This is a genomic window from Deinococcus cellulosilyticus NBRC 106333 = KACC 11606 (genome assembly GCF_007990775.1).
GTDB lineage: Bacteria > Deinococcota > Deinococci > Deinococcales > Deinococcaceae > Deinococcus_C > Deinococcus_C cellulosilyticus.
In genome coordinates this window covers 91,058-104,132 of sequence record NZ_BJXB01000010.1, presented here as the reverse complement: position 1 = coordinate 104,132, position 13,075 = coordinate 91,058, and the positions used below count along the sequence as shown (strand labels likewise).

General features: G+C 57.9%; 9 protein-coding genes. 4 read left to right on the top strand and 5 right to left on the bottom strand.

Translation table 11 applies throughout. The features are described 5' to 3' along the window. Window positions 1-9 precede the first annotated feature (9 nt). Window positions 10-1,581 carry an ATP-binding cassette domain-containing protein gene (locus tag DC3_RS12440; protein ID WP_146884738.1) on the top strand — a complete coding sequence of 524 codons (1,572 nt, stop codon included), beginning with the start codon at window positions 10-12 and terminating at the stop codon, window positions 1,579-1,581. 77 nt (window positions 1,582-1,658) lie between these two features. Here DC3_RS12440 and DC3_RS12435 read toward each other — a convergent pair whose 3' ends face one another. Next, window positions 1,659-4,349 carry an ExeM/NucH family extracellular endonuclease gene (locus DC3_RS12435; protein ID WP_186815998.1) on the bottom strand — a complete coding sequence of 897 codons (2,691 nt, stop codon included), beginning with the start codon at window positions 4,347-4,349 and terminating at the stop codon, window positions 1,659-1,661. A gap of 246 nt (window positions 4,350-4,595) precedes the next feature. After that, window positions 4,596-5,618 (bottom strand): LacI family DNA-binding transcriptional regulator, encoded by a 1,023-nt coding sequence (locus DC3_RS12430; protein WP_146884735.1) that lies wholly within the window; start codon window positions 5,616-5,618, stop codon window positions 4,596-4,598. A gap of 180 nt (window positions 5,619-5,798) precedes the next feature. On the opposite strand from DC3_RS12430, the gene DC3_RS12425 reads away from it, so the two are divergent. From DC3_RS12425 to DC3_RS12415, 3 genes are all read left to right on the top strand, one after another. Continuing rightward, a complete protein-coding gene (locus DC3_RS12425; RefSeq protein ID WP_146884733.1) occupies window positions 5,799-7,463 on the top strand; it encodes a glycoside hydrolase family 43 protein in 1,665 nt (554 codons plus the stop codon). 45 nt (window positions 7,464-7,508) lie between these two features. Beyond that, window positions 7,509-8,384, top strand: coding sequence for a substrate-binding domain-containing protein (locus DC3_RS12420; protein ID WP_146884731.1), 876 nt, complete (start codon window positions 7,509-7,511; stop codon window positions 8,382-8,384). Between the two features lie 251 nt (window positions 8,385-8,635). Next, entirely contained in the window at window positions 8,636-9,208 is a 573-nt protein-coding gene (locus DC3_RS12415; RefSeq protein ID WP_146884729.1) for a hypothetical protein, read from the top strand. A 90-nt stretch (window positions 9,209-9,298) separates the two neighbouring features. Here the strand turns inward: DC3_RS12415 and DC3_RS12410 are convergent, their stop codons facing one another. The 3 genes from DC3_RS12410 to DC3_RS12400 all read right to left on the bottom strand — a co-directional run bounded on the left by DC3_RS12410 (window position 9,299) and on the right by DC3_RS12400 (window position 13,060). Continuing rightward, the gene (locus DC3_RS12410) at window positions 9,299-9,880 is read right to left on the bottom strand and encodes an ATP synthase subunit B family protein (protein WP_146884727.1); all 582 of its coding nucleotides are present in this window, start codon (window positions 9,878-9,880) and stop codon (window positions 9,299-9,301) included. Window positions 9,881-9,930: 50 nt separating this feature from the next. Next, window positions 9,931-11,595, bottom strand: coding sequence for a diguanylate cyclase domain-containing protein (locus tag DC3_RS12405; protein ID WP_146884725.1), 1,665 nt, complete (start codon window positions 11,593-11,595; stop codon window positions 9,931-9,933). 103 nt (window positions 11,596-11,698) lie between these two features. Then, on the bottom strand, window positions 11,699-13,060 hold the full coding sequence (locus DC3_RS12400; protein WP_146884724.1) for a hypothetical protein: 1,362 nt from the start codon (window positions 13,058-13,060) through the stop codon (window positions 11,699-11,701). Between the last annotated feature and the right edge of the window lie 15 nt (window positions 13,061-13,075).

The window sequence follows — 13,075 nt, the reverse complement described above, 5'->3', positions numbered from 1 at the left end:
AGGAATCCCATGATCCGTCTGCTTCACTATTTGATCGGCAACCACAAGAAGGCCTTTGTGATTGCCATCGTCTGGGGGGTGCTGTACGCCCTGGCGATGAGCATCCTCAACCCGCTGGCCATCAAACTGCTCTTTGACGAGGCAGTGATGAAGCAGAATTTCTCGCTGTTCGTGATGGTGGCCTCCGGGAGCCTCTTGCTGTTTGTGGGGCTCAGGCTGGTGGATTACCATTACCGGCTGTTCAAGCAGAGACTTTCAAACCGCATGTTGCTGGACCTGGCCCTCAGGGTCACCCGGGCGTATTTCCGCATCCCCTACGCCCGCATTCTGGAGAAAGGTGAAGGGTACTTTGTGGCCCGCACCTACGATGAAGTGCAGGCCAGCGTGCAACCCACCCAGGAAACCATCCTGGGGCTTTTTCGCTCAGCGGCAACGCTCCTTGGGGGTCTGGTCACCATCCTGCTGATCTCCTGGAAGCTGACCCTCGCCCTCGCTCTGGTTGCACCGATTTTGCTGAAACTCTCCCGCAAGTACGGGGGGAAAATCCACCGGGACACCCGTGCAGAGCAGGAACGCAGTGCAGAACTCAGGGATGTGACCCTGAAAGTGATGCAGTCCTACAAGACCATCCGGATTTTCCAGTTGCTCTCAAAATCCATGGAGCAGTACCGGCAGAGGTTTGAAAGTTACCTGCAGGCCAATTACCTGCGCACCAGAAACATGACGGTCTACTCTGCCCTCAGTGGGGTCTTTTTGAGCATCATGGAGATGCTGGTGATTGTGGCGGGTGGGTACAGCATCATGACCAGCAACCTGACGTTTGGGGGCCTGATGGCCTTCATGAATGCCTTCTGGCTCACCGTGAACGCCCTGCAATCCCTGGTGGACAGTGTTCCGCGCATGGCGATGATTCGCGCAACCACCACCCGCCTGATGGAATTTGAGGCGGAAGCCCAGCAGGAGGACCTTCCAGCGAATCCTGCTGGGAATCTGGTGTTGCAGAATGTGGAGTTCTCCTACGGCTCCCAGCGGATGCTGCATGGTGTGAATTTGAACGTGCAGGCCGGGCAACGGCTGTTGATTGAAGGCCCCAACGGCTCTGGAAAGAGCACCCTGGCCCATGTGCTCTCAGGCCTGCTGGTTCCCGTGGCCGGGCAGATCAGTTTGCCGGGTCGGGTGAGTGCAGTGGTGGAACCAGTGAATTTCCCGGGGTTGACCCTCTTCCAGTTGCTTTCCCAGTTTGATGCAGACCGCTGTGAAAATCTGGCAGCGCGGTTTGGTCTCAGTGATCTTCTGCACCACACCTATGGGGACCTGTCCCTGGGCCAGAAAAAGAAACTCGGGGTGTTGATGTGCCTGCTGAAAGACGCCGATTGCTACATCCTGGATGAGCCCCTTGCCAACCTGGACCGCAGCAGCGAAGACACCGTGATGGAGGCCATTTTTGAGGCCACTGCCGGGAAAACCCTGCTGGTGATCCTGCACGGCAGTGAAAAACACCATGCGCGTTTCGATGGGGTGCTCAGGGTGCAGCAGGGAACCGTGCAGACGCACGTTGGGCAGGTGAAAGACGCGGTGTAAAAGGTCCCTTTTATGATCCTGAACCCATGGAAAACCCCGGCAATGATGTGCCGGGGTGGGTGTTTTCGTTCTGGAGATCAGGGAGTGAGGGTCTGCCCGGTGTTCACTTCTCCCCGGGTATGCGCCTGAGGGGCCATCCAGGTGAAGTCGCTGTATTTGTTGCCTGCGCCCCTGAGTTGCAACGACTGGCCTGCAGTTTCGGTGCCTGCTTCAGCAACCCCAATGTCCATGCTGGTCTCTCCACTGGCACAGCCATCGGTGGCAGTCATGGGTCCTTCGTAACTGAGGAACTGGATGAGGGTGGTGCCATCACAAATAGCAACTCCGTCTGGTGGTCCGTTCTGAATGCCCCCTGCAGGATTGGTCAGGGTGTAGATTTTGTAGGTGCCAGAGTCCTTGACAAAAATGGGGGCTGCGGCGGCATAAGCTTTGCCGCCGTTGCCGTTGTAGAGAACCACCTTCAGGTCTGCGGGGGTGTGGCTGACAGGCACAATCACCTCCACAAATTCATCAACATCCGTTCCAGCATTGTCGTAGTGGATTTCATTGATCCAGGCTTTTGGAACCACCACAACACCACCTGTCACATTGACCGTGAAGGTCACGGAATCTTCCACACCAGTGCCTTTTCCGGTGATGGTGACGGTGTAGGCTCCATTGGGGGTTCCTGCGGGCACATTGATGGTAACGGTCTTGCTGCCCTCGGCGGGGAGGGTGGTGCCTCCTGCAAATTCCACTGTGATGCCAGAAGCTGGTTGCACCTCTGCGGTCAGGGTCACATCCCCGGTGAAGCTGGAGCCAAGTGCACCCACACTGACGCTGCTGCTCTGCCCGGACTCAATGCTCACGCTGCCACTGGAGACCAGCAGTTCAAGGGATGCAGGCACTGCGGCATCTGCGGTGAGGTCCAGACCAAACAGCAAAGGATCATGGTCACTGGAACGGAAGGGATCAGGGGCGTAAAATCCAGTCTTCTGGCCTGCGGATTTGAAGTTCTCGTTGTAATCCAGCACGGTGGGTTCATCGCTGTTGATGTGCCACTTGGTGCGGCCTTTCAGCTGGGCATCAAGGGGTTTGGAGACCAGGGCGTGGTCCAGGCTGCCCCACTGTCCATCGAACTGGTAGCTGTAGGAATTGGCATCAAAGACGCTCACGAAGTCGTCTGCGGTGCCTGCGGTGTCATCTGCACCTTTCAGGATGGCCTGGATGGGGTCTTCTTTGAGGTAGGCATTCAGGTCGCCCATGATCAGCACGTCTGCATCATTCACTCCGGTGGGGTTGGTTTTCAGCCAGTCCATCAGGATGCTGGCCGCCTGGGTGCGGGTTTTGTTGCAGTTCCCCTGTCCGGTGGTGGTGTCATCGTCTCCAGCTCCACAACCAGAGCCCTTGGATTTCAGGTGGGCGACCACGGCAGTGAAGACCCCTCCGGTGGCATTGTCCTTGAAGGTCTTCGCCCAGGTGGGGCGGTTGCGGTTGTCCTGGTAGGCTGGATCAAACCGGTTGTCCAGCACCGCAAAAGTGCCCACAGGGGTCACCTTGTTCTTGCGGTAGATGATGCCCACGGCAATCTCGTCGGTGCCAACCTTGCTGACCGGGTTCACGTAGGCGTAGGTGCCTTTCACGCCGGGGTCGCTGTTGAGGGCCGTGACCAGTGTCTGGATCGCAGGAATGGCAGTGTTGTAATCGTTTTCGATTTCCAGCAGGCCAATCACGTCGGCATCCAGGCCCACGAGCGCCTTGATGATCTTGGTTTGCTGTTTCTCAAACTCTGCGGTGGATTCTGCACCACGGGAGGTGGGGAATCCGCCGCCTGCACCGTTTCCGTTGAAGTAGTTCAGCACGTTCATGGCGGCCACTTTCAGGGAGCCAGCCCCAGCCTCAGGGGCAGCAGGGCGGACAGGTCCGGTGAATTTTGCGTCGGTGGCATGCACCCGGTAACGCACCGATGAATTGTTCCAGCCTTCGAAGCTGTAACTGAGGACCCCGGTCACTTCTGCACTGTCCCCTCCACGCAGGGTGTTGCTGGCAGAGAGGGGTTTGCCATCCCGGGCGAAAACCACCGGGTCCGGGTTCTGGGAGAGTGATCCATCGTCGATGGTGAGGGTTCGGCGGGCAAAGTCTTTGAGGAATTCGGCGTACCCCGCTGCACTCGGGGCATTGGTCTGGGTGAACTGGAAGATGCGCTGGTCGGCAATTCGCACGCTTCCTCCACGCCCGAGCAGGAAGTTGTCGGTGACCACGCCACTGGTCTTGATTCGCATGCCCTCGTACTGCTCCAGTTTGTCCTGGGATGCTAAGGGAAGGGTGAGGGTCACCGGGGCAGGCAGGTCTGTCTGGGCTTGCAGGACTTTGACTTCTGTGAGGTCGGTCAGTTCGGTGAGGCCACCAAACTCGGTGACTTTCCCTTTGACGCTGACCACCTGCCCGACCTTCAGTTCTGGCAGGGTGTTGCAGGTGTCAGAGCAGTACACGAAAATGCCTTCCGAGGTGGCAGGGTTGTTGTCCTGGTGCAGGGTTTCTTCCTGCACGAAAAACCCCCCGAGCTGTTTGTCTCCGGTGAAAATGGCCGTCACCACTGCCCCCACGGTGACCACATTGTCTTTGAGGGGACTGTCTGCATTCCCAGCGGGAGTGGCCCCCTGAATGGCATGGATTCTGGTGGCTCCGGGCACCTCGATGGGCTTTTTGATGGGGGGCTGAAACAGGTTGCAGGAGGCCAGACTGAGTGGCAGCAGCAGAACCCACAGGCGGGAAGAGGGTTGGTTCATGATCGTCTCCTTGCAGTGCAGAATGAAAAAGGGCAGTTTCTGGTTGAATGGCCAGGCAGCAGGCATCATGACATCCCAGGTTCACTGGGAGGTCCGTTTGTGTTGTGTGTTGTGGATGCCCCCTGCCGGGTGGCCATGCGGATTTCACCACAGTCTCACCTGTCTCAGGCAACCGGGACTGTGGGAATTCCTTCAAAAGCAGGAGCAGGGGGGCGCTTTTCCTGCCCTGTTTTGAGACCAGAAGGGTCAGTCAGACTGGCGCGGGGCTGCAGTGGACTGGCGCACCTGCAGTTCGGTTTTCAGTTCGTACTGAGTGGCGGTGATCTCCACCCCACTCAGCATGGAGATCACCATGCGGGTGGCCGCTGCACCCATTTCCTGCAGGGGCTGTCTGACGGTGGTCAGGTTCGGGTGAACGATGGAGGCCCTGGGCACATCGTCGAAGCCTGCAATGGAAAGGTCGGTGGGGAGGTCAAACCCCAGCCTGCGTGCTGCGTCCATGGCCCCGATCGCCATGGTGTCATTGGCAGCAAAAATGGCGGTGGGCGGGTCTTTCTGCTGCAGCAGTTCCAGGGTGGCATTGAATCCCGAGGGTTGCAGGAAGTCCCCCTGCATGATCCATTCTTCCCGCACTTCGAGGCCCTGAATTTTCAGGGCTTCCTGGTAACCCCTGAGGCGCTCTAAGCTGGCCACGGTGTCCATCCGTCCGGTGATGAAGGCAATCTTGCGGTGCCCGAGGGAGAACAGGTGGTCCATCATGCGCCTCGCCCCGTGGTAGTTGTCTGCCAGAACAGAGGGGATGTGGGGCACGTTGTGGCGGTGGTCAATGATCGCCAGTTTGATGCCGGTGTTCTGCAGGGCCTCAAGCTGCTCGTCTGAGATGTCGTTCAAAACCACCATCAGGCCGTCGATCAGGCCACGGGTGAGGGCAGTGACGTGGCGGTTGATGTGATTGGGCTGGTGGGCGTTGGTGTAAAGCACCAGTTCATATCCGGCACTGCTCGCAGCGAGGGCTGCCCCCCGGGCAATTTCGGAGATGTATTCGGTGGTGAAATCGGGAACCAGCATGCCCAGCACCCGGGTGGTGTTGCCTGCAAGTGCGCGGGCGTTGGGGTTGGGAACGTAACCCATTTCCTGCACTGCGGCCATGACTTTCTGGCGGGTGGATTCGGAGACGCCAGGTTTGGCATTGAGCACCCGTGACACGGTCATGGGGGACACCCCGGCCAGTCGGGCGATGTCTTCCAGTTTGATGGGGGTATCGGTCATGGGCACCTCTTGAAGGGTCGGCAGGGCCGGTGTGTCAGTGATCTTATCAGATGGAACAGGTCTTCATGGTTGTGGGACCGGATTGACAGCCCTCTCTGACAGGGTTATAGTTAGCGCTATCAGTTATCATATCAGAACACAGGCTTCCGGTCACATCACCCCTCCTCCTGAAAGGCCAACATGACCCAGCACTTCCTGCAAAACCCCATCCTGCGGGGATTCAATCCAGACCCCAGCATCCTGCGTGTCGGCAACGACTACTACATCGCCACCTCGACCTTTGAATGGTTTCCCGGCGTGCAGATCCACCACTCCCGCGACCTGGTGAACTGGAGGCTCCTCACCCGCCCACTCACCCGCAAGTCACAACTGGACATGCGCGGCAACAGCAACAGTGCCGGCATCTGGGCCCCCTGCCTGACCCACGACGGTGAAAAGTTCCACCTGATCTACACCGACGTGAAGCACTGGTCCACCAATGGCTCTTTCAAGGACACCCACAACTACCTGGTGACCGCCGAGAACATCGAGGGCCCCTGGAGTGAACCCATTTACCTGAATTCCAGCGGCTTTGACCCCAGCCTCTTTCATGACGAAGACGGCAGGAAATGGCTCTCCAACATGCTGTGGGACCACCGCCCCGGACACCACCCCTTCGCAGGCATTGTGCTGCAGGAATACGATCCTGTAAAGCAAAAACTGGTTGGACCCATCAAAAACATCTTCACGGGCACCTCCCTGAAAGTCACCGAAGGTCCCCACCTGTACCGCAAAGACGGTTACTACTACCTGCTCACCGCAGAAGGGGGAACCACCTACGAGCACGCCGTCACCTTCGCACGTTCCAGAAACATTGATGGTCCTTACGAAGTGCACCCTCAAAATCCCCTGCTGACCTCCTTCGGGCACCCCGACATTCTGGTGCAGAAGGCCGGACACGGTTCCCTGGTGGAAACCCAGAGTGGCGAATGGTACCTTGCCCACCTGGGCGGACGGCCTCTGGAAGACATGCATGCCTCCGAGCGCCACTGCAACCTGGGCCGCGAAACCTCCCTGCAGAAAGTCGAGTGGCGTGAAGACGGCTGGCCCTACGTGGTCGGCGGCAACTTCCCCAGTGCACAGGTCCCGGTGTCCCTCCTTCCCCATCCTTTTGAACCTGAGCCTGCAGCAGAGGATTTTGCCTCAGGCCGACTGAGCATCCACTGGCAGACCCTGCGCACCCCGATGGATGAAAGCTGGGTCAACTTCACAGAGCGTCCCGGTCACCTCAGGCTGGTCGGGCGGGAATCCCCCACCTCCCTGCACCACCAGAGCCTGGTTGCACGCCGCCTGCAGGCTTTCCATGCCGAGGCCCAGACCACCATCGAATTTGATCCTGACACCTTCCAGCAGATGGCCGGACTGAGCGCCTACTACGACACCAGCAACTGGACCTTCCTGATGGTCACCTGGGATGAAAGGCTCGGACGCTGCCTGAAACTGGGGACCTGCGAAAACGGCAGGTACAGCGAATCTGGCACCCCCATCTCCCTGCCCGATCAGGCCGTGCACCTGGGACTGCGCTTCGCCCACGAAAGCTACCAGTTTTACTTCTCACTTGATGGTGCACAGTGGACCCCCTTTGGACCCGCCCACCCCAGTTACAAACTGTCTGACGAGTACTGCGGCGGACTGGCATTCACGGGAACCTTCATTGCGCTCTCTGCCCATGACATGTCCGGCCAGCGAAAAGCAGCCGACTTCAGCCGATTCGAGTACCGCGAATTCCCTGTCCTGGAAGGCTTCCTGAGTGCCTCTTTCCCCTCCAGCCAGGCAAACCAGCCCGAACCCGTAGCAGACCTCTGAGTTGTGGGGAAGCCAGGCTTCCCCCTCCATTTTCCGGGAGACCCCATGTCACAAGCCCTGACTGCTGCCCTTCAAACCCTGCGTTCCACCTCCGGCCACATGGATGCCAGCCCTCGAAAACAACGACCTGACGCCCCGGGTTTCACTTCCCATGAAACGCACGCTGCGTCTTGCACGATCGGGGTGCTGGTGGACAGCATCAGTGACCCGGTGCGCTGCATGATGATGCAGGGCATCGAACAGGCCGCCCTCGCAGGAAACTGCATTCCCCTGTACAGCGCCGAGCCGTGGAGTGCAGAGGTGGACGCTGTGCTCATCCTCGATGACCGCATCACGGATGATTCATTGATGCAGCTTGCAGAAGTGATTCCAATGGTGGTGCTGGGCCGCAGGGTCAAAGGCCTGGAAAAACAGTGCCTGTGGGTGGAGCAAAGTCATGCGATCAGGGAAGCTGTCCTGCATCTGCTTGGGCAAGGACATCAAAAGCTGGCTTTCGTGTGTGAGACAGAGGACGAAAAAGTGGCTTTTCAGGAAGCCCTAAAGGGCATGGGCCTTTCTCCAGAAAATGCTGTCATCACGGGTTGCACAGGTTCAGCGGAAGCCCAGGCTGCCACCCTGAAACTGCTGGAACAGGGCAGGACTTTTACAGCCCTCCTCGCTGCATCTGACCTGCTGGCTTACGGGGCACGACAGGCCCTGCAGCAAGCCAAGATGGACGTCCCGACAGATGTCGCCCTGATGGGCATTGGAGATCTGCCTTTCTCTGCCTACCTGACCCCTCCCCTGTCCAGCGTCGGGATCCCCTGGGTGGATCTGGCCCGGGAAGCCACCTTTGCGCTACTGAAGAGGGTGAATGGTCTGCCTGCACGGGTCCCAGAGGTGACCTTGCAGGTGCAAAGGCGGGAATCAACGGCCAACTGATTTTACTGCTTTCAGCAGAACTGAGCTGAGCTCAGTTCTGCTTGAGCAAAGCGAATAGAAAGGTCAGGACACTGACTCAAGGTTCAAGCAACATCTGCCTGGATCAGTAAACACGATAGATACATCGACATGGGCTGAGATACCGCTTTAATTCGTAGACTCTACCTATATTTCATTCAACACTTCATTACAGAAGATCATTGACTTTCGTGTGGCCCAGTGGAAACATGAAATTTATGATAAACTGAGTCATGAAAAAGGCAACCAAAGTGAGATCCCTGGTCCTGGCAGCTTCTCTGGTGATGCCGTGTGTATCAGCCCAGACTTTTAAATCTACAGATCTTCTCAAAACAGACAGTTGTCGCATCAACACTTGCACACTCAGCAAGAAAGAGAAGTCCAAAGACTTGTCTGGGGCTAGCATACTCTACTACAAAGTAGATGACAGCACCCTTCAGATGAGCTACATCTTAACTCTTACCAGAGACAAAAATGGCAACATCAGAAAAATGGCAGTAGGAGTCATTTTGCCTCCTGAAGCCATTTCTAAAGCCGCTGACGCCCTGGTTGGACTCATCGCTCTGTCTTCATTTAGAGAAATCTTTCAGTACTATACGGGGCGCGAAGCTGGAAGTTCAATTGCAAAAATGATCAATGATGATTTGGATGACACACCTGGAATATATTACTACAAGACCAACAATCTTATCTATCGTGCCGTTATACGCGATCAATCCAACATCACCCCATATGGCCATATTGCACTGATGTCAATCTTTGACCCGAAAGACAAAAAGTACTTTTTCAACAACAACGTACTTTAACTACAGCCTGTTACCCTTCTCGGTTGTGCCCTGCCGTTGGCCTCTGTCTGGAGCATCACCATTTTCCCAGAGAGACGAAGGCTCTCCATCTCACCAGTCGTCCTCCAGAACAACTTTTTTGCGGGGGCGTTTTTTTCCAGGGTGCTTCTGCTGGTGGTAAGCGTCCCGAAATTCTTCTTTCAGGCGGGAGGTGGCTTCATCCATGATGTCTTCAGGGATGCGGGCTTCTTCCCAGTTTTCCCTGAGGGAGGCCACCCGGTCCCGGTGCCTGCGCAGATTCACATGCCAGCTTTCAGCAAGGTCAATTTTAGGCTGGTAAGCATCCACATCGGCCTCCACCTTCTGCCTTTTTTGCTCCAGCACTGTTTCCCGGCGTTTCTCCCCTCTGGCGAGCGCCTTCTGGGCTTTCTCGTACAGCACATAGAACTCCTCGGTGTCCTCCAGGTACTTGATGCGCTCCTGCTCGTAGAGCTTCACCGGATGCTGGATTTTGCGGCGTCCTGCACGGGTGGGAATCCGCATGAAGTTCTCCTTCTCGGCATCATGCTCAGGGAGGAGTTTTTTGATCATGGTTGCCGTCCACCCGCGCTGTTTGAGGTCGAAGGTGGTGAAGTACTCGTCCTGATACGAAGCATCCCGAAAAAAGGGCTTCTCTGGCCTGTCCAGGGGCATGCTTCCAGCATACGGCAACAGTTGCCCCGAACATCGGTCTTTGCCGCAAATCAGTCTGTCCGGTCGGGCCGCACGGTGTTTCTGCCTGCGTGCTTGGCGGTGTACAGTTGGTGGTCCGCCTCCCGGAACAGGGTTTCAAGGTCGGAGTGCCCCACGGCAAAGCCCACACTGACGGTCACAGACTTCCCGGGGGTGTAAGGGGCCCAGTCATGGTCTTCAATGGTGCGGCGCAGGCGCTCACACACCTGATGGCAGGTTCTTTCATCCAGGCCGGGAAGCAGCACCACAAATTCCTCGCCACCCCACCTGGCCACAAAATCCTGTCCCCGGCAGTGCTGTTCAAGCAACCCTCCCACCACCGTCAGGACCCGGTCTCCGGTTTCATGGGAGTACCGGTCATTGACCTGCTTGAAGTGGTCGATGTCCAGCACCACCACCCCGAGCGGCCCTGGTTGTTGCTGCATGTCGCGGATCATGCGGGCAAAACGGTCATTGAACGCCCTGCGGTTGGGAAGCCCGGTGAGGGTGTCAATCAGGGCCTCCTGCGCCAGTGTGTGGGTTTTCTGGTGCAGGGCAGCATTCTGCTCCTCAAGCTGGCGGGAGAGGGTGCGCAGCTGCAGCAGTTCATGGTGGATTTCCTCCACCTGCAGTTTGATGCCGAGCATCTGGGATTTTTCCCTGGCCCGCTGTCTTTCCTGGGATTCGAAAGCCTGATGGTAGCGCTTGAAGGCCGTGAGGGCCGCCTGAAAGTCCCCTTTTTTCTCCAGCAGGTCAGCTTCCTGCCTGAGGGTCAGCATCACCCCGTAACGGGCCCTGGCCTGCTCGAAATTCTGCCTGCTGAGGGACAGGTGGTGCAGGGCTTCACTCCAGCGCCCCTGGAGACCCCGCACCACCACAAGGTCCAGGTGGGCATCTCCGTACAGGGTGTCCTGGCTCTTTTCGCCAAGCCGCTCAAGAAGGTCCTGGATGTACTTTTCTGCCGCTTCCAGGTCTTTGCGGGCCAGGGTCAGCTTGGTGAGCAGGTACAGCTCAAAACGTTTGAGCCTTTCACTGGGGTTCTGCTGCATGACCCGGCGGAAGCTTTCCAGGGCCACCTCTGCACTTTCCAGATGGCATGGGTGCGGTTCCTGCTCGTAAAGGTCCAGGTGGGCCTCCAGCACGTTGGCGTACACGAAAGCCAGTTCACCGTGCAGGCCATTCTGGCAGGCGTACTGGGTCACCTGCCGGGCGTTTTCGATGGTCTGGGCGGGTTCATTGTTGTGGCGGTACAGCCAGCACATCCCTGCCTGAATGCGCACATGTTGCACCGTGAGGGCATGCGCAGAGGTGTGGGAGAGCCCTTCTTCAAACCAGGAGAGGGCTTCATGGAAGTGCCCCATGCCTGTGCAGGCATTGCCCAGCCAGCGGTACACTTCGGCCTGCAGGGTGTTCAGTTGAAGGTCCCTGGCGTATTGCAGGGCTTCCAGCATGTGCTGGTAGGCCTGCATGTTCTGGCCCCGGTACAGGCACAGCACACCATTGAGCCGCAGCAGTTCAGCATGTTCGGCCAGCAATCCCACCTGCTTGCTGCTTTCCAGGGCCACGTCCACCCAGTGGGCAGCCTGTGGATGGTAGGCCTCGACCAGTCCGGGGAGGGTGTGGAGCAGCAGCATGACCCGGTCTCTTTCGGTGTGGGCGTCCTGGTACTGCTTTTCAAGCAAGCTGGCGTCTGGCATGTGTGGTCCCCCGGATTCATGCTAGCGCTTGCTCAAATACAGGGCTCTTACAGGGGTCGCAGAGAAAACGCTGCAACGGCTTCCCCAGCGACCTGTCCTGACGTTATTCCACAGCGTCCAGCAGGGCCATTCTGCCCAGGGTCATGTCGGCTCCCGGACTGCAGGGAGGTTTCGAGGGATCGGTGCGGACCACCCCACCACTGACATCCAGCGCTTGATACCCCACCACCAGGTTTCCAGCAGGTGTCAGGGCAATGGAGGGGTGCTTCAGGAACCATGCAGCAAGCGTGCAATTGGGGTAGGGAATCACCCGGTCTTTTTGCATCTCGGCGGTGATCTCCACCTTGATGTCCTTCCAGACAGCATCTGGCGTGGCGCAGTTCTCCTGACAGGAGGCCACGAAGATGTTGTCGTCCAGGTTGAAGGCGGCTCTGGGGCGGTCTTCGCTGTCCAGTGCCAGGTCCACTCCAGCAGCGATTTTCGGGTTTGCTCCCTGCAAGGTGCCCGTCCAGTTGCCCTCTCCCTGCACGTCTGCACAGGTCTGGTCACAGGAGAGGTACACCAGATCTGGCACCCCTTCGGCATTTCGGGTGATGCCCCAGATGCGCGGATGCCCGGACCGGGTGAGGGCCATGGACACCGCAGGGTCGATGTTGCGGGTGGTCCTGTCGAGGTAGGCAGGCATCAGGGCACCGCCCTTCCAGCCTTCGGGGGTTTCACAGCCGGTCTCACACTCGGCGTACAGCAGGTAAGGGGTTTTCTGGCCCCCATCCCCCTCCAGGTGGGCCACCCCGGCCACCTTTGCAGTGCCATCGGCAGAAAAACGCAACTGGGATTCGTACCAGGTCATTTTGCTGTCGATGGTGTGCTGTTTCCAGCTCTCTGAAACATGGCAGTCCTGATCGCAGGTCATCCAGAAGGTCTCGTTGCGGTTCGGGCCAAAAGTGCCCACCCATCCGTGCAACAGAAACCTGGGGCGACCCTGGGGGTCGAGGGCAAAAGCCTCTCCAGTCACCTGATAGAGAATGCCGTGCACCAGGATCTCACTGACCGTCCAGTCTCTGGCCGTGCGGCAGGTGGCGGTGCAGGTCCCGTAATAGGTGGTGCTGAGGGTGTCGAGCAGCACATGGGGTTTTCCCTGCCCATCGAGGGCCAGCATGGCATTGGTCACGGTGCCAGAGGTTTTCAGTCGCACCACCGACATTTCATCGCTGCTTTTGCAGGTGGATGGGCAGTAGCTGTAGAATGCGTCTCCAATGGCGTATTTTGCGTAAACCGAGTGGATGCCACCTTCCGGGTCCACTTCCACGGTGGGTTCTGTGACGTTCTCAGGCGGATCGGTGGGCAGGAAAAATTTCTGGACAGCTTGACTCTGGCTGGCACTGCGGGTTTCGGCGTGGCTGCAGGCCGTGATGCCCAGCAAAGTGACAGCAATCAGAATGATTTTTCTGATCCAGGTGTGCATGAGGACCTCCTCTGC